The organism is Mycobacterium sp. (assembly GCF_049683355.1).
Lineage (GTDB): Bacteria > Actinomycetota > Actinomycetes > Mycobacteriales > Mycobacteriaceae > Mycobacterium.
Genome location: NZ_JBAUJB010000044.1, coordinates 1 through 14,939, shown reverse-complemented (window position 1 = coordinate 14,939; position 14,939 = coordinate 1). Strand labels below are relative to the sequence as shown.

Below are 14,939 nucleotides of genomic sequence, written 5' to 3'. Positions count from 1 at the left end.
TCAACGGCGGCGCCATCGCGCTGGGACACCCCGTCGGCAGCACCGGCAGCCGGCTCATCACCACCGCGCTGCACGAACTGGAGCGCACCGACAAGACCACGGCGCTGATCACGATGTGCGCCGGCGGTGCGTTGTCCACCGGCACCATCATCGAGCGGATCTAGTGCAGGCCCCACCGGTTCCGGCAGCCGACCGCATCGCCGCGGCCCAGGCCTACATCAGCGCGCTGGCCAGCCATGACGCCGACGCGGTGCCGTTCGCGCGCGGTTGCACCCGCGTCGAGGTCGGCCTCAAGACCGGATTTTCGGGGAATCACCTGCGCCGCAGCCTCAACCGCGGCTTTCAGTACCGCGTGATCCAGTCGGTCACCGACCCGGAATTCACCGTTGACGGCGACACGGTCCGGGCCCGGTTCGACCTCTCGACCAAGCCGACACTGGCCGGGCGTCGCGTCGGAGCTCACATCGACGAGACGTTCCTGATCCCGGCCGACGACCCCGCCGGTGAGGCGCGGATCCACCACATCCGGGCCAACATCCGCCCGTTTCTGACCCGATAGGATCCCGTCATGGCCACACCCCCGCGGCCCCCAAGCCCGCTGACTCCCAAGCAGGTCGAAGGACTCAACTCGAAAGCGGTCGGCGTCGGCATCAAATGGATGTCGAAGCTCAACACGTGGGCGTTCAAGGCCACCGGCGGCCGGCTCGGGTCCAAGTGGCGCGGCGGCTCCAACCGCTTCAGCGCTCCTCCTCCGGTCGGCATCTTGACCACCATCGGCCGCAAGACCGGTGAACCCCGTGAGAGCCCCCTGTTGTTCCTGCGCGAGGGCAGCCGTGTGGTGCTGGTCGCCTCACAGGGCGGCCGCGCCACGAACCCGATGTGGTACCTGAACATCCAGGCCAATCCCCGGGTCTCGTTCCAGATCAAGAACGAGGTCCTGGAGCTGACCGCCCGCGACGCCACCGACGCCGAACGGGCCGAGTACTGGCCCAAGCTCGATGCGATCTATCCCGATTTCGCCAACTACCGGACCTACACCGACCGCAAGATCCCGATCATCGTCTGCGATCCCATCTGAGGTTCGGGCGCTCGGCACGGGTGGGCGGCCCGGTCGCCGGATTAGGATTCGACCATGGCCAACTCCCGCCCCAAGTACATGGACACCGCCGTCGGCGACTTCCTCGTGAAGTGGGTATCGCGGCTGAACACGTTCTTCTACCGGCGAGGCAACGGAAAAGGACTTGGAACCACCATCGGTGGCATCCCCGTCGCGTTGCTGATCACCACCGGCCGCAAGACCGGTCAGCCGCGGACAAGCCCGCTGTACTTCCTCGGAGACGGGGACACGGTGGTCTTCGCGGCCTCCAAGGGCGGCAGCGACAAGCACCCCATGTGGTACCTCAACCTCAGGGCCGACCCGAAGGTGCAGGTCCAGACCAAGGACGAGACGCTCGACCTCGTCGCGCGTGAGGCCACCGATGACGAACGGAACCACTACTGGCCCGAACTCGTTGCGATGTATATGTATCCGAGCTATGACGAATACCAATCCTGGACCGAGCGCAAGATCCCACTCGTGATCTGCGAGCCGGCGTGACCGCCACGGCGCCGGCGGATCTGCACTTCTACTTCGATCCCGTCTGCCCCTTCGCCTGGATGACCAGCAAGTGGGTGCGCATGGTCGCCGGACAGCGTGACTACCAGGTGGACTGGCGCTTCATCTCGTTGCGAATCCTCAACGCCGACATCGACTACGCCTCACATTTCCCGCCCGAGTACGAGGCCGGCCACACCGCAGGGCTGCGGCTGCTGCGGGTGGCCGCCCGGGTTCGTGCCGAACACGGTCGCGGCGCCGTCGGCCCTCTGTACGAGGCGATCGGCACGCGCCTCTTCGACACCAGCCGCGAAGTGGACCCGCTCTCGGCGTCCGACCAGGGAGCCCGGCAGGTGCTGGAGCCGCTGCTCACCTCGGTCGGGCTGACGCCCGACTTGGCCGATGCGCTGGACGACGAGTCGTTCGACGAACTCATCCGGGCCGAGACCGAGGAGGCGCTCGCGTTGACCGGACGCGACGTCGGCACCCCGATCCTGCACTTTCGGCCGCCGGACGGCACCGCGTTCTTCGGCCCGGTGATCAGCAGGCTGCCCGGGGAGGCCGACGCCGTCGCCCTGTGGGACCACGTCGTCGGGCTCGCCTCGTTTCCCGGGTTCGCCGAGCTCAAGCGGTCACTGCGGGAACGCCCGCAGCTGGCCGGGTTCGGCGTCGATCCCGCGGAGGTGGGCAAGGAAGAGGACTGGCACGGCGGCAGCCGTCGCACCAAGAAGTAGGCCTCCGCCGCCGGCGGGACTCAGGCCCCGTACACCGGGACCGGCGGGCGCGCCTTGGCCAGCAGGTCGGTGACGACCGGTCCCAGTTCGGCGGGATCCCACTTGGCTCCCTTGTCGATCTCCGGACCGTGCGCCCAGCCCTCGGCGACACGGATCTTGCCGCCCTCCACCTCGAACACCTTGCCGGTGACCTTGCGGGACTCGACGCTGCCGAGCCACACCACCAGCGGCGAGACGTTCTCCGGTGCCATCGCGTCGAATTCGGCGTCCTGGGTGGCCATCATGTCCGCGAAGACCGTCTCGGTCATCCGGGTGCGTGCCGACGGGGCGATCGCGTTGACGGACACGCCGTAACGGCCCATCTCGGCGGAGGCGACCAGCGTCAGCGCTGCGATGCCGGCCTTCGACGCGCTGTAATTCGCCTGCCCCACACTGCCTTGCAGCCCGGCTCCGGAACTGGTGTTGATGATCCGGGCGTCCACGCTCTCACCCGCCTTGGACTTGGCGCGCCAGTACGCTGCGGCGTGCTTCATGGTGGCGAAGTGCCCCTTGAGGTGCACGGCGGTGACGGCGTCGAACTCTTCCTCGCTGGTGTTGGCGAACATCCGGTCCCGCACGATGCCTGCGTTGTTCACCAGGACGTCGAGCCCGCCGAACGAATCCACCGCGGTCTGGATGAGGCCCTCGGCCTGGGCCCAGTCGGCGACGTTGGCGCCGCTGGTGACGGCTTCGCCACCGGCAGCGACGATCTCGTCGACGACACCCTGCGCGGCGCTACCGCCGCCGGCGGGTGAACCGTCGAGACCCACCCCGATGTCGTTGACCACCACGCGGGCCCCTTCGGCGGCGAACGCCAGGGCGTGCGCCCGGCCGATCCCGCCGCCCGCACCCGTCACGATGACCACACGGCCGTCGAGCAATCCCATATGAGTTGTCTCCTTCAACTATTTGATGTCGGCGGTAGTGGTCGACAAGTAGTGCGGGGGCTCTCCACCGCCATGCACCTCGAGCGACGCCCCGCTGATGTAGGACGCCGCGTCTGACGCCAGAAATGCTGTCGCCCAACCGATGTCTGAGGGCTTGCCCAGACGACCGAGTGGCACGTTCTTCGAGATCGCGGCGATCGAGTCGGCGTCGCCGTAGAACAGCTCGGACTGTTCGGTCTCGACCATCCCCACCACCACGGAGTTCACCCGGACCTTGGGCGCCCACTCCACCGCCAGCGTGGCCGTCATGTTCTCCACGCCCGCCTTCGCCGCACCGTAGGCCACGGTCCCGGGGGTGGGCCGCCTGCCGCTGACGCTGGTGATGTTGACGATGGATCCGCCGGACTCCTGGTTCTGCATCACCGCGTTCGCGTGGGTTGAGACCGACAGCGCACCAAGTAGGTTGAGTTCGATGATCTTTCTGCTGAACTTCGCCGAGGCATCGGCGGCCGGCACATAGGGCGAGCCGCCAGCGTTGTTGACGACGACATCGAGACGGCCGTGATCGGCGATCACCGCCTTGATCAGCGATTCGACCGAGTCGTCGTCGCGGATGTCGCAGGAGTGGAAGTCGTACGGCAGCCCTTCCACCGGGCGGCGCGCGCAGGTCACCACGGTGGCCCCCTGGTCGGCGAACACCTTGCTGATGCCGGCGCCGACGCCGCGCACCCCACCCGTGACGAGGACGACGCGGCTGGCCAGACCCAGACGGACGGCTTGCAGGTCACTGTCGGCGGTGTCAGTCACTGTGCTAGCGTACCAAGCAAGTGCTTGCTTAGGTAACCACCCCACTTGAGAGTCACCGGAGCCCTTCATGACCATCAGCACAAAGACCGTGGAGCCGGGCATCGTCTCGGTCACCGTCGACTACCCACCCGTCAACGCGATCCCGTCGCGCGGCTGGTTCGAACTCGGTGATGCCATCACCGCCGCGGGCCGCGCCATGAGCACCCACGTGGTGGTCCTTCGCGCCGAGGGACGCGGGTTCAATGCCGGTGTCGACATCAAGGAGATGCAGAACACCGACGGCTTCACCGCGCTCATCGACGCCAATCGTGGCTGCTTCCACGCGTTCCGGGCGGTCTACGAATGCGAGGTGCCCGTCGTGGCCGCCGTCAACGGTTTCTGCGTCGGCGGCGGCATCGGCCTGGTGGGCAACTCCGACGTGATCGTCGCCTCCGGCGACGCCAAGTTCGGTCTCCCCGAGGTGGAGCGGGGCGCGTTGGGTGCGGCCACCCACCTGTCCCGTCTTGTCCCGCAGCACATGATGCGCCGGCTCTTCTTCACCGCGGCCACCGTCGACGCGCAAACCCTGCACCACTTCGGCTCGGTCCACGAGGTGGTGGCGCGCGCAGACCTGGACGAGGCCGCACTGCGGGTCGCCCGTGACATCGCCTCGAAGGACACCCGGGTGATCCGCGCCGCGAAGGAGGCGTTGAACTTCATCGACGTCCAACCGGTCAACGCCCGATACCGCATGGAGCAGGGTTTCACCTTCGAACTCAACCTCGCCGGGGTGTCCGATGAGCACCGCGACGCGTTCGCGGGGACCTCGAAGAAGGAGGGGAAGTAGATGTCCGACAAGAGAACAACTCTGGACGAGGCTGTCTCGTCCATCGAGAGCGGCATGACCATCGGCATCGGCGGCTGGGGTTCCCGGCGCAAGCCGATGGCTTTCGTGCGTGCGCTGCTCCGCACCGACGTCACCGACCTCACCGTCGTCACCTACGGCGGACCCGACCTGGGACTGCTCTGCTCGGCGGGCAAGGTCAAGCGGGTCTACTACGGCTTCGTATCGCTGGACTCGCCGCCGTTCTACGACCCGTGGTTCGCCAAGGCCCGCACCAGCGGCACCATCGAGGCACGCGAGATGGACGAAGGCATGCTGCGTTGCGGTCTGCAGGCGGCGGCACAGCGGCTTCCGTTCCTGCCGATCCGCGCCGGGCTGGGCAGTGACGTCCGGGCGTTCTGGGGTGACGAGCTCAAGACGGTCAAATCCCCTTATGACGAACAGGAACTCATCGCGATGCCGGCGCTGACCCTGGATGCGGCGTTTGTGCACATGAACCTCGGCGACGAACGGGGCAACGCGGCCTACACGGGGATCGACCCCTACTTCGACGACCTGTTCCTGATGGCCGCCGAGAAGCGCCACCTGTCGGTGGAAAAGGTGATAACCACCGATGAGCTGGTGAAATCGGTTCCGCCGCAGGCACTGCTGATCAACCGGATGATGGTCGACTCCGTGGTCGAGGCGCCCAACGGCGCGCACTTCACCACCGCCGAGCCCGACTACCGGCGTGACGAGAAGTTCCAGCGCCACTACGCCGAAGCAGCTGCGTCCGAAGACAGCTGGGCCGAGTTCGTCGGCACCTACCTGTCCGGAAGCGAGGCCGACTACCAGGCAGCCGTGCGCAAATTCCAGGCAGAGGAGGCCAAGTGATGTCGGTGACCCGTGCCGAGGTGTGCGCCGTGGCGTGCGCCGAATTGTTCCGCGACGCCGGCGAGATCATGGTCTCCCCGATGACCACGATCGTCCAGGTGGGCGCCCGACTGGCTCGGCTGACCTTCTCCCCCGACATCGTACTCAGCGACGGTGAAGCCCGGATGATCGCCGACACCCCGGCCATCGGGGCGGCCGCCGCGATGGAGGGATGGATGCCGTTCGGCCGGGTCTTCGAGACGCTGGCGTGGGGCCGCCGCCACGTCGTGATGGGTGCCAACCAGATCGACCGGTACGGCAACCAGAACCTGTCGGCGTTCGGGCCGCTGCAGCACCCGACGCGCCAGATGTTCGGGGTGCGGGGCGCACCCGGGAACACCATCAACCACGCCACCAGCTACTGGGTGGGCAACCATTCCAAACGGGTGTTCGGCGATTCCGTGGACATCGTGTCCGGAATCGGCTGGGACAAGGTGGATCCGGACAATCCGGCCTACCGTTTCGTCAACGTCTACCGGGTGGTGACCAACCTCGGCGTCTTCGACTTCAACGGCCCCGACCACCAGATGCGGGCGGTGTCGCTGCATCCCGGCGTCGAGGCCGGGCAAGTGGCCGAGAACACCTCGTTCGAGGTTCACGGTCTCGACACCGCGGAGACGACCCGACTACCCACCGAAGAGGAGCAGCGGCTGCTCCGCGAGACGATCGACCCGAAGTCCCTGCGCGACAAAGAGGTCAAGTGATGAGCGCTTGCGCGAAGAGCCGAGTCGAGGCCTGATCATGGGTAGCCTGAAGACCCCGCTGACCGAACTGGTCGGCATCGAACACCCCGTCGTCCAGACGGGCATGGGCTGGGTCGCGGGTGCGCGGCTGGTGGCCGCGACGTCGAATGCCGGCGGGCTGGGCATCCTGGCCTCGGCGACCATGACACTCGATGAGCTCAGGACGGCGGTGGGCAAGGTCAAAGCCGCCACCGACAAGCCCTTCGGTATCAACATGCGCGCCGACGCCGGCGACGCCGATCAGCGCGTCGATCTCCTGATCAGCGAAGGAGTCAAAGTCGCCTCCTTCGCCCTGGCCCCCAAACCGGAACTCATCGCCAAGCTCAAGGAAGCCGGCGTCGTGGTCATCCCGTCGGTGGGACTGGCCAAGCACGCCAAGAAGGTTGCAGGCTGGGGTGCGGACGCCGTGATCGTGCAGGGCGGCGAGGGCGGCGGGCACACCGGACCGATCGCCACCACGCTGCTGCTGCCGTCGGTGCTGGACGCCGTCGCCGACACCGGCATGCCGGTGATCGCCGCGGGCGGCTTCTTCGACGGGCGGGGCCTGGCAGCCGCGCTGTCCTACGGTGCCGCCGGAGTCGCGATGGGCACACGGTTCCTGCTGACGTCGGACTCCACCGTCCCCGACGCGGTCAAGCAGCGCTACCTGCAGGCGGCCCTCGACGGAACCGTCGTCTCCACCCGGGTCGACGGCATGCCGCACCGGGTGCTGCGCACCGGACTGGTGGAGAAGCTCGAAGGCGGCTCCCCGGTGCGAGGTCTCGCGGCCGCGGTGGGCAACGCCCAGAAGTTCAAGAAGATGTCCGGGATGACCTGGCGGTCACTGGTCCGCGATGGTCTGGCGATGCGCCGCGGCAAGGAGCTGACCTGGTCGCAGGTGGTGATGGCGGCCAACACGCCGATGCTGCTGAAGGCCGGGTTGGTCGAGGGCAACACCGAGGCCGGGGTGCTGGCGTCGGGTCAGGTGGCCGGCATCATCGACGACTTGCCGACCTGCGCCGAGTTGATCGACTCGATCGTCGCCGAGGCTGTGACGCACCTACGGGAAGCATCCTCCTTCATCACCCCGTAATGAAGCAAGTAGCTTCATTAACGCGCAGTGAAGCTATACTCTTCAAATGGCCAGAGTTCAACCTCCAGCTTCATCGCGCGCCACCTTGATCGGCGACGTGGTCGATTCCCGGCGGGTCACTGACCGGCGGGCGCTGCACCGCGACCTGACCGCCGCACTCGACGCCGTCGCCGCCGGCGCCCTGGACGCTCCCGCCCTCACCGTCGGCGACGAGTTCCAGGGCAGCTACCCGCACGTCGGTGCGGCCCTCGCAGCGGCATGGGAGCTGCGGCTGGCGGTCGCCCCTGCCGTCGATATCCGGTTCGGCGTCGGATGGGGGCCGGTGAGCGTGCTCGATGAGGCCACCGGCATTCAGGACGGACCTGGATGGTGGGCGGCCCGGGAGGCCATCGAATGGACCGCCGATGCGCAACGCCAACCCGGACTTGCCCTGGTGCGCATCACCTACCGCAGCAGCACCGACGCCGGTCCCTCCGCAAACGCCGTCAACGCCGCCCTGATGTGTCGGGACCACATGTTTGGATCACTCGATGACAGATCCGTCCGCATCCTGAAAGGTCTCGTGTCCCGCCGCCCCAAGAAGGAACTCGCCGCCGAGGAGAAGATCAGTCCGTCGGCGGTCTCCCAGCGTGCCGGCCGGGACGGACTGGACCTCATCATCCATGCCTCCCAGTACCTTTCCGAGATCGTATGAGCATCCTCGCGGTCTTTCTGATCACCGTCGGCATCGGAGACATCAGCCGAAGACTCATCGGAGTCCGCTGGCTGACGCCGGTGATCGGCGCCGTCGCCCTCGTCGGGTGGGCAATGCTGGCAGGGTTGTGGCATGTCGGCGACCTTGCGCTGCTGGCTTTCGCATCGATCGGAGCCGTCGGCTGGCAGGTCTCGTGTGAGCGTGCCGAACGGACGGGCAGCCACCAGAGCGCTGCACTGGTGGTGTTGGGCAGCACCATCACGGTGCTGATCGTGTTGTCCGGATGGGGGTCCGAGGTCGACGGCCCGATCAAGCATTGGGCATCGTGGGTTGATCTGAACGTCTCGGGCGACCGCGTGCTGACTGTGCTGGGGGTGCTGTTGGCACAGGTCGCCACTGCCAACCAGGTGGTACGGCTGATCCTCGGTTCGGTCGGCTCGGTCAAGCCGGTCGGACAACCGCAGGCCTCCGATCAACTCAAGGGCGGCCGCCTGCTGGGACCGATGGAACGGCTGCTGATCGTCGGCCTCGGGGTGGCCGGCCAGCTCACCCTGGCGTCGGCGGTGGTGGCAGCCAAGAGCATCATCCGGTTTCCGGAGATCAGCGCGAAACGTGACCGCAACGGCAAGCCCGCGGGCGGGGTAGCCGTCGGGATCGACGACGTGACCGAGTACTTCCTCGTCGGCAGCCTCGCCAGCTGGATACTGGCCTTCGCCGGCTTGGCGTTGATCGCGGTCACCGGCTGACGGTCATTCCGAGAGAAACCGTGTCTGCGCCACGGACGAATTCCTACACTCCAGACATGAAGACCAACGCGGCGATTCTGTGGGAGTACGGCGGCGACTGGACCGTGGAGGAAATCGACCTCGATCGTCCGCGAGGTCGGCCCCGGCGTCGTCGGCCTGGCTCCCGGTGACCACGTCGTCACGTCGTTCCTTCCCGCCTGCGGACGCTGCCGGTTCTGCTCGACAGGCCACCAGAATCTGTGCGATCTCGGCGCGATGATCATGGCCGGCACCCAACTCGACGGCACCTACCGGCGGCATGTCCGCGGGCAGGACGTCGGGGTGATGGCGTTGGTCGGGACGTTCTCGCAGTACGGCACCGTGCCCGAGGCGTCCATCGTCAAGATCGACGACGATCTTCCACTGGCGCGGGCCTGTCTGCTCGGGTGCGGTGTCACCACGGGGTGGGGGTCGGCGGTGAACACCGCCGATGTGTCGCCCGGCGACACCGTCGTCGTCATCGGGCTGGGCGGGATCGGCAGCGGCGCCGTTCAAGGCGCCAGGTTGGCCGGCGCCCAGAAGATCGTCGTCGTCGAACCGGTGGAAGCCAAGCGCGAGTTGGCTTTCCGATTCGGGGCCACGCACTTCGCCACCTCGCTTCCCGAAGCCACCGCGCTGGTCGCGGAGCTGACCCGCGGGGTGATGGCCGATTCGGCGATCCTGACCGTCGGCCTGCTGGAGGGCTCGATGCTCGAGGACGCCGCCAACATCATCCGCAAGGGTGGCGCGGTCGTGATGACCGCGCTGTCGACGATGGCGGACAACCAGCCGACGCTGGGCATGATGATGTTCACGCTGTTCCAGAAGCGACTGCTCGGCAGCCTCTACGGCGAGGCCAACCCGCGCGCCGACATCCCGCGGCTGCTGTCGCTCTACCGCGAAGGCAAGCTGCTGCTCGACGAGACCGTCAGCCATGAGTACAAGCTCGCCGAGGTCAACGAGGGTTACGAGGACATGCGCGCGGGCCGCAACATCCGCGGCGTCATCCTGCACGACCACTGAGACCTCAGCCCGCCGGAACGGTATTCCAGGCGCTGGTGTTGGCGATTTCGCCGCCTGGAATACAGTTCCGGCGCGGGAGTCAGAGGCGCTCGATGATCGTGACGTTCGCCGTACCGCCGCCCTCGCACATGGTCTGCAGACCGTAGCGGCCTCCGGTGCGCTCCAGCGTGTTGAGCATCGTGGCGAACAGCTTCGCGCCGGTGGCGCCGAGTGGATGGCCTAGCGCGATCGCGCCACCGTTCGGATTGACCCTCTCCGGATCGGCCTTGGTCTCCTTGAGCCAGGCCTGCACCACGGGGGCGAACGCCTCGTTGATCTCGACGGTGTCGATGTCCTCGATCGACAGGCCGGTCTTGTCCAGCGCGTAGCGGGTCGCGGGGATCGGGCCGGTGAGCATGAACACCGGGTCGGCGCCGCGCGCGCTGATGTGGTGGATGCGGGCCCGCGGCTTCAGGTTGTGAGTCTTCACCGCTTCCTCCGAGGCCAGCAGCACCGCGCTGGCGCCGTCGGAGATCTGGCTGGCCATCGCTGCGGTCAGCCTGCCGCCCTCGACCAATGTCTTGAGTCCGGCCATCTTCTCCAGCGACGTGTCGCGGGGACCTTCGTCCACGGCGAAGCCGTCCACCGGGATGATCTCGTTCTCGAAGTGCCCGGCCCGGATCGCGGACTGGGCGCGTTGGTGGCTGGTGAGCGCGTACTGCTCCATCTCCTCGCGGGACAGCTCCCACTTCTCGGCGATCAGCTCAGACCCACGGAACTGTGAGATCTCCTGGTCGCCGTAACGATGCAGCCAGCTCTTCGATTCGTTTGTCGGAGAGGTGAACCCGAACTGCTCTCCGACGATCATCGCCGAGCTGATCGGGATCTGGCTCATGTTCTGCATGCCACCGGCGACGATCAGGTCGGCGGTGCCGGACATGATGGCCTGTGCGCCGAACGAGATGGCCTGCTGGCTGGAGCCGCACTGCCGGTCGACGGTGACGCCGGGTACTTCTTCGGGGAATCCCGCTGCAAGCCAGGACAACCGGGCGATGTTGCCCGCCTGCGGGCCGATGGCGTCGACACAGCCGGCGATGACGTCGTCGACCGCACCCGGGTCGACGTCGACGCGCTCGAACAGGGCGCGCCAGACCGCGGCCCCGAGGTCGACGGGATGCATGCCGGCCAGCGAACCGTTGCGCTTTCCGATCGCGGTGCGGACCACGTCGATCACATACGCTTCGGCCATTTCAGACTCCTTCTTTTGTTATGCCACCGAGCACGATGGCCAGGTATTGCTCGCCCACCTGCTGCGCGGTCAGTGGTCCGCCCGGCTGATACCAGCGGACCGAAACCCAGGTGGTGTCACGGATGAACCGGTACACCAGGTCGACATCGACATCGGGGCGGAAGTAACCCTCCTCGATGCCCTGGTTCAGCACGTCGACCCACATCTTGCGCTGCTCCCTGTTGCGTTCGTCCACATAGGCGAACCGCTCCTGGGAAGACAACCGCTTGGCCTCGTCCTGGTAGATCACCACCTCGGCGTGCCGGGTCTCGATCGCCTCGAACGAGGACATGAACAGTCCCTTGAGCCGCTCCAGCGGATTCGACTCGGTCTCCACGATCTGCTGATAGCGCTCGAACAGCCAGTCCAGGAAGCCGCGCAGCACCTCATCGACAATCTCCTCTTTCGACGAGAAGTGGTGGTAGAGGCTGCCCGACAGGATTCCCGCCGAGTCGGCGATGTCCCGAACGGTGGTGGCGCGCAGCCCGCGCTCGGCGAACATCGTCGCGGCGAGCCCGAGAAGCTCGTCGCGTCTGGTGTTGGGCGCAGCGGCCGGGCGCTCACCGCTCATGGGTGCTGACTCGACACCGAGATCACTTCGCCGGTCAGGTAGCTCGAGTAGTCGCTGGCCAGGAACGCGATAGTGGCCGCGACCTCCCACGGCTCGGCGGCACGTCCGAACGCCTCCCCTTGCGAGAGTTGGTCCAGTAGCTCGGAGCTGCTCGTCTTCTCGAGGAACTTGTGCCGGGCGATGCTGGGCGACACGGCGTTGATCCGAACCCCGTGTTCGACGGCTTCGATTGCGCTGCACCGTGTCAGCGCCATCACGCCGGCCTTGGCCGCGGCGTAGTGTGACTGCGAATGCTGCGCCCGCCACCCCAGCACGCTGGCGTTGTTGACGATGACGCCGCCGTGCGGTGCATCGCGGAAGTACCGCAGGGCCGCCCGCGTGGCCCGCATCGTCGACGTCAGGGTGACGTCGAGGACACGGTCCCATTCGTCATCGGTCATGTCGACGACGGGCGTCTGGCCCCCGAGCCCGGCGTTGTTGACCAGCACGTCGAGTCGCCCCATCGCGGCCACCGTGTCGGTGACCAGCGCATCCACCGCGGCGGTGGAGGTCACATCGCACACCACGGCTTCGACACGGCCCAGACCGAGTTCGGCCAGTTGATCGCGGCTCTCCCCCAGCCTGCGCTCGTGATAGTCGGAGACCACCACGTCGGCCCCTTCGACAAGCGCGCGCCGGGCCACCGACGAACCGATGCCGGTCCCCGCGGCGGCGGTCACCAGGACCACCTTGCCGGTCAACAGACCGTGTCCGTCGATCTCCTTGGGCGAGACTGAAAGATCGCTCATCCCTTGACCTCCCGCGGCAGGCCGAGCACGCGCTCGGCGATGATGTTGCGCTGGATCTCGTTGGAGCCACCGTAGATCGTGTCGGAGCGGGAGAACAGGTACAGCCGCTGCCACTCGTCGAACTCACCGTCCTGCAGCGTCAGACCCGCCATCCCCTGCACCTCCATCGCGATCTCTCCCAGCTCACGATGCCAGTTGGCCCACAACAGTTTCGAAACTGAGTCTTGCCCCGGCTGCTCGGCGTCCATCGTCGCCAGCGCGTACGACCGCATGGCCTTCAAGCCGGCCCAGGAGCGGCTCAGCCGTTCCCGGATCAACGGATCGTCGGCGACGCCGGTGCGTTTGGCCAACTCGACCAGGTTGGAATGCTCACGCGCATAACGGATCTGCTGACCGAGGGTGGAAACACCCCGCTCGAACGTCAGCGTCCCCATCGCCACCCGCCAGCCGTCACCGGGCTCGCCGACGACGAGGCCGGCGTCGGTGCGGGCGTTGTCGAAGAACACCTCGTTGAACTCCGAGTCACCGGTCAGCTGGATGATCGGACGGATGTCGACTCCGGGCTGGTAGAGGGGCACCAGCAGATAGGACAGGCCGGCGTGCCGCTTGGAGCCCTTCTCGGAGCGGGCGATGACAAAGCACCACTGCGCCCAGTGGGCCAGCGAGGTCCAGACCTTCTGGCCGTTGATCACCCACTGATCACCGTCGAGCGCCGCCGTGGTGGAGACGTTGGCGAGGTCGCTGCCCGCCCCGGGCTCGGAGTAACCCTGCGACCACAGTTCGGTGACGTCGAGGATCTTGGGCAGGAAGCGCTTCTGCTGCTCAGGAGTGCCGTAGGCGATGAGCGTGGGGCCGACCAGTTCCTCGCCCAGATGGTTGACCTTGTCGGGGGCGTTTGCCTTGGCGTACTCCTCGTAGAACGCGACCCGGTGTGCGACGGACAGGCCGCGGCCGCCGTGCTCGGTGGGCCACCCCAGGCACGTCAGCCCTGCGGCCGCCAGATGCTGGTTCCACGCCCGGCGTTCCTCGAACGCCTCGTGCTCGCGGCCGGGTCCTCCGAGACCCTTCAACGCGGCGTACTCACCGACGAGGTTGTCCGCCAACCAGTCGCGTACCTCAGCCCTGAACTCCTGGACCTCTATCACCCCTGTAGGCTAACCTACCAAGCACTTGCTTTGTTAGAGAGGGACAGGGACGCCCCCGGAATGTCACAGCTGAGAACCACTCCGGCCGTTCTCGACCGGATCGCGCACGAACTACCCGACCACCCCGCCGTCGTGACGGCGGACCGGACGCTGACCTACGCCGAACTGCGTTCCGAGGTCCGCCACGCCGCCGCGGCGATGATCGGCCTCGGGGTCGGGCCCGGCGACCGCGTCGCGATCTGGTCACCGAACACCTGGCACTGGGTGGTCGCCTGCCTGGCCACGCATTACGCCGGTGCTGTGCTGGTCCCGCTGAACACCCGGTACACCGCCAGCGAAGCCACCGACATCCTGGCCCGCACGGCCGCGCCGCTGCTGTTCGCCTCCGGCGAGTTCCTCGGTGCCGACAAGGCTGCCGCCGTAGATCGTCCCGCGCTGCCCGCGCTGCGCCACATCGTGCGTGTCCCGATCGACAAGGCCGACGGCACCTGGGACGAGTTCGTCGCGTCGGGCACCGACCTTGCAGCGGTCGACGCCCGCGCCGCGGCCGTCGCCCCCGACGACGTCTCCGACATCCTGTTCACGTCCGGAACCACCGGCCGCAGCAAGGGCGTGCGGTGCGCGCACCGCCAGTCCCTCGACGCATCCGCCGCGTGGGCGGCGTGCGGCCAGGTCACCAGCGACGACCGCTACCTGTGCATCAACCCGTTCTTCCACAACTTCGGCTACAAGGCGGGCATCCTGGCCTGCCTGCAGACCGGCGCCACGCTGTTTCCGCAGCTGACGTTCGACCCGGTGCAGGCGATGGGCGCGGTGGCCGACCACCGGATCACCGTGCTGCCCGGCCCGCCGACGATCTATCAGGCCCTCCTCGACCACCCTGAACGCAGTCGGTATGACCTCGGCTCCCTGCGATTCGCGGTCACCGGGGCAGCCACGATCCCGGTCGTGCTGATCGAGCGGATGCAGAGCGAACTCGACATCGACATCGTGCTCACCGCCTACGGGCTGACCGAAGCCAGCGGCTTCGGCACCATGTGCCGCGCCGACGACGACGCCGTCACCGTGGCCACCAC

General features: G+C 67.2%; 17 protein-coding genes and 2 pseudogenes. 13 read left to right on the top strand and 6 right to left on the bottom strand.

Annotated features, from left to right (window positions below):
- From WA944_RS02560 to WA944_RS02540, 5 genes and pseudogenes are all read left to right on the top strand, one after another.
- Positions 1-164 (top strand): annotated as a pseudogene (locus WA944_RS02560) (steroid 3-ketoacyl-CoA thiolase); the annotation flags it as partial.
- The gene (locus WA944_RS02555) at positions 164-559 is read left to right on the top strand and encodes a DUF8021 domain-containing protein (RefSeq protein WP_526372975.1); all 396 of its coding nucleotides are present in this window, start codon (positions 164-166) and stop codon (positions 557-559) included. The pseudogene WA944_RS02560 and the gene WA944_RS02555, both read left to right, overlap by 1 nt.
- 9 nt (positions 560-568) lie before the next feature.
- Positions 569-1,078: a nitroreductase family deazaflavin-dependent oxidoreductase gene (locus WA944_RS02550; protein WP_526372977.1), complete on the top strand. Its 510-nt coding sequence runs from the start codon at positions 569-571 to the stop codon at positions 1,076-1,078.
- 54 nt (positions 1,079-1,132) lie between these two features.
- Positions 1,133-1,597, top strand: coding sequence for a nitroreductase family deazaflavin-dependent oxidoreductase (locus WA944_RS02545; RefSeq protein ID WP_526372979.1), 465 nt, complete (start codon positions 1,133-1,135; stop codon positions 1,595-1,597).
- Between the two features lie 59 nt (positions 1,598-1,656).
- The gene (locus WA944_RS02540; protein ID WP_526372983.1) at positions 1,657-2,328 is read left to right on the top strand and encodes a mycothiol-dependent nitroreductase Rv2466c family protein; all 672 of its coding nucleotides are present in this window, start codon (positions 1,657-1,659) and stop codon (positions 2,326-2,328) included.
- A 20-nt stretch (positions 2,329-2,348) separates the two neighbouring features.
- Here the strand turns inward: WA944_RS02540 and WA944_RS02535 are convergent, their stop codons facing one another.
- Positions 2,349-3,254: an SDR family oxidoreductase gene (locus WA944_RS02535; RefSeq protein WP_526372981.1), complete on the bottom strand. Its 906-nt coding sequence runs from the start codon at positions 3,252-3,254 to the stop codon at positions 2,349-2,351.
- A gap of 18 nt (positions 3,255-3,272) precedes the next feature.
- Complete coding sequence (locus tag WA944_RS02530) at positions 3,273-4,061, bottom strand: SDR family oxidoreductase (RefSeq protein WP_526608498.1); 789 nt, start codon at positions 4,059-4,061, stop codon at positions 3,273-3,275.
- Between the two features lie 67 nt (positions 4,062-4,128).
- On the opposite strand from WA944_RS02530, the gene echA20 reads away from it, so the two are divergent.
- The 7 genes and pseudogenes from echA20 (at position 4,129) to WA944_RS02495 (ending at position 10,092) form a co-directional block, all read left to right on the top strand.
- Positions 4,129-4,887, top strand: coding sequence for a (7aS)-7a-methyl-1,5-dioxo-2,3,5,6,7,7a-hexahydro-1H-indene-carboxyl-CoA hydrolase (gene echA20 / locus WA944_RS02525; protein ID WP_526374568.1), 759 nt, complete (start codon positions 4,129-4,131; stop codon positions 4,885-4,887).
- Positions 4,888-5,757 carry a cholesterol ring-cleaving hydrolase subunit IpdA gene (gene ipdA, locus WA944_RS02520; protein WP_526374570.1) on the top strand — a complete coding sequence of 290 codons (870 nt, stop codon included), beginning with the start codon at positions 4,888-4,890 and terminating at the stop codon, positions 5,755-5,757.
- Positions 5,757-6,500 (top strand): cholesterol ring-cleaving hydrolase subunit IpdB, encoded by a 744-nt coding sequence (gene ipdB / locus WA944_RS02515; RefSeq protein WP_526374572.1) that lies wholly within the window; start codon positions 5,757-5,759, stop codon positions 6,498-6,500. The genes ipdA and ipdB overlap by 1 nt, the downstream gene beginning before the upstream one ends.
- 37 nt (positions 6,501-6,537) lie before the next feature.
- Positions 6,538-7,611 carry a (3aS,4S,5R,7aS)-5-hydroxy-7a-methyl-1-oxo-octahydro-1H-indene-4-carboxyl-CoA dehydrogenase gene (gene ipdC / locus WA944_RS02510; protein WP_526374573.1) on the top strand — a complete coding sequence of 358 codons (1,074 nt, stop codon included), beginning with the start codon at positions 6,538-6,540 and terminating at the stop codon, positions 7,609-7,611.
- A gap of 46 nt (positions 7,612-7,657) precedes the next feature.
- Positions 7,658-8,305 carry a SatD family protein gene (locus WA944_RS02505; RefSeq protein WP_526374575.1) on the top strand — a complete coding sequence of 216 codons (648 nt, stop codon included), beginning with the start codon at positions 7,658-7,660 and terminating at the stop codon, positions 8,303-8,305.
- Positions 8,302-9,051: a hypothetical protein gene (locus tag WA944_RS02500; protein ID WP_526374577.1), complete on the top strand. Its 750-nt coding sequence runs from the start codon at positions 8,302-8,304 to the stop codon at positions 9,049-9,051. Before WA944_RS02505 ends, WA944_RS02500 begins: the two co-directional genes overlap by 4 nt.
- Before the next feature lie 56 nt (positions 9,052-9,107).
- A pseudogene (locus WA944_RS02495) lies at positions 9,108-10,092 on the top strand (NDMA-dependent alcohol dehydrogenase).
- A gap of 79 nt (positions 10,093-10,171) precedes the next feature.
- Here the strand turns inward: WA944_RS02495 and fadA6 are convergent.
- Genes fadA6 through ipdE1 form a run of 4 tightly spaced genes read right to left on the bottom strand, consistent with a single transcriptional unit; the run spans position 10,172 to position 13,863 of the window.
- Positions 10,172-11,320, bottom strand: a complete 1,149-nt coding sequence (fadA6, locus tag WA944_RS02490; RefSeq protein WP_526646231.1) for a steroid 3-ketoacyl-CoA thiolase FadA6 — start codon at positions 11,318-11,320, stop codon at positions 10,172-10,174.
- A gap of 1 nt (position 11,321) precedes the next feature.
- A complete protein-coding gene (gene kstR2 / locus WA944_RS02485; protein ID WP_526368454.1) occupies positions 11,322-11,930 on the bottom strand; it encodes a TetR family transcriptional regulator KstR2 in 609 nt (202 codons plus the stop codon).
- Positions 11,927-12,718, bottom strand: a complete 792-nt coding sequence (gene ipdF / locus WA944_RS02480; protein ID WP_526610118.1) for a (5R,7aS)-5-hydroxy-7a-methyl-1-oxo-2,3,5,6,7,7a-hexahydro-1H-indene-carboxyl-CoA reductase — start codon at positions 12,716-12,718, stop codon at positions 11,927-11,929. The genes kstR2 and ipdF overlap by 4 nt, the downstream gene beginning before the upstream one ends.
- Complete coding sequence (ipdE1, locus tag WA944_RS02475; RefSeq protein ID WP_526610117.1) at positions 12,715-13,863, bottom strand: acyl-CoA dehydrogenase IpdE1; 1,149 nt, start codon at positions 13,861-13,863, stop codon at positions 12,715-12,717. The genes ipdF and ipdE1 overlap by 4 nt, the downstream gene beginning before the upstream one ends.
- Before the next feature lie 60 nt (positions 13,864-13,923).
- Between ipdE1 and WA944_RS02470 the strand changes: the two genes are divergently transcribed.
- On the top strand, positions 13,924-14,939 hold a 1,016-nt coding region (locus WA944_RS02470), incomplete at its 3' end, for an AMP-binding protein (protein WP_526646229.1).

What these genes read in the sequence shown, in the direction of transcription:
- WA944_RS02550 (WP_526372977.1), top strand. Translation starts at nt 569, where the DNA reads ATGGCCACACCCCCGCGGCCCCCAAGCCCGCTGACTCCCAAGCAGGTC.
- WA944_RS02545 (WP_526372979.1), top strand. Translation starts at nt 1,133, where the DNA reads ATGGCCAACTCCCGCCCCAAGTACATGGACACCGCCGTCGGCGACTTC.
- WA944_RS02540 (WP_526372983.1), top strand. Translation starts at nt 1,657, where the DNA reads ATGACCAGCAAGTGGGTGCGCATGGTCGCCGGACAGCGTGACTACCAG.
- WA944_RS02535 (WP_526372981.1), bottom strand. Translation starts at nt 3,254, where the DNA reads ATGGGATTGCTCGACGGCCGTGTGGTCATCGTGACGGGTGCGGGCGGC.
- echA20 (WP_526374568.1), top strand. Translation starts at nt 4,129, where the DNA reads ATGACCATCAGCACAAAGACCGTGGAGCCGGGCATCGTCTCGGTCACC.
- ipdA (WP_526374570.1), top strand. Translation starts at nt 4,888, where the DNA reads ATGTCCGACAAGAGAACAACTCTGGACGAGGCTGTCTCGTCCATCGAG.
- ipdB (WP_526374572.1), top strand. Translation starts at nt 5,757, where the DNA reads ATGTCGGTGACCCGTGCCGAGGTGTGCGCCGTGGCGTGCGCCGAATTG.
- ipdC (WP_526374573.1), top strand. Translation starts at nt 6,538, where the DNA reads ATGGGTAGCCTGAAGACCCCGCTGACCGAACTGGTCGGCATCGAACAC.
- WA944_RS02505 (WP_526374575.1), top strand. Translation starts at nt 7,658, where the DNA reads ATGGCCAGAGTTCAACCTCCAGCTTCATCGCGCGCCACCTTGATCGGC.
- WA944_RS02500 (WP_526374577.1), top strand. Translation starts at nt 8,302, where the DNA reads ATGAGCATCCTCGCGGTCTTTCTGATCACCGTCGGCATCGGAGACATC.
- fadA6 (WP_526646231.1), bottom strand. Translation starts at nt 11,320, where the DNA reads ATGGCCGAAGCGTATGTGATCGACGTGGTCCGCACCGCGATCGGAAAG.
- kstR2 (WP_526368454.1), bottom strand. Translation starts at nt 11,930, where the DNA reads ATGAGCGGTGAGCGCCCGGCCGCTGCGCCCAACACCAGACGCGACGAG.
- ipdF (WP_526610118.1), bottom strand. Translation starts at nt 12,718, where the DNA reads ATGAGCGATCTTTCAGTCTCGCCCAAGGAGATCGACGGACACGGTCTG.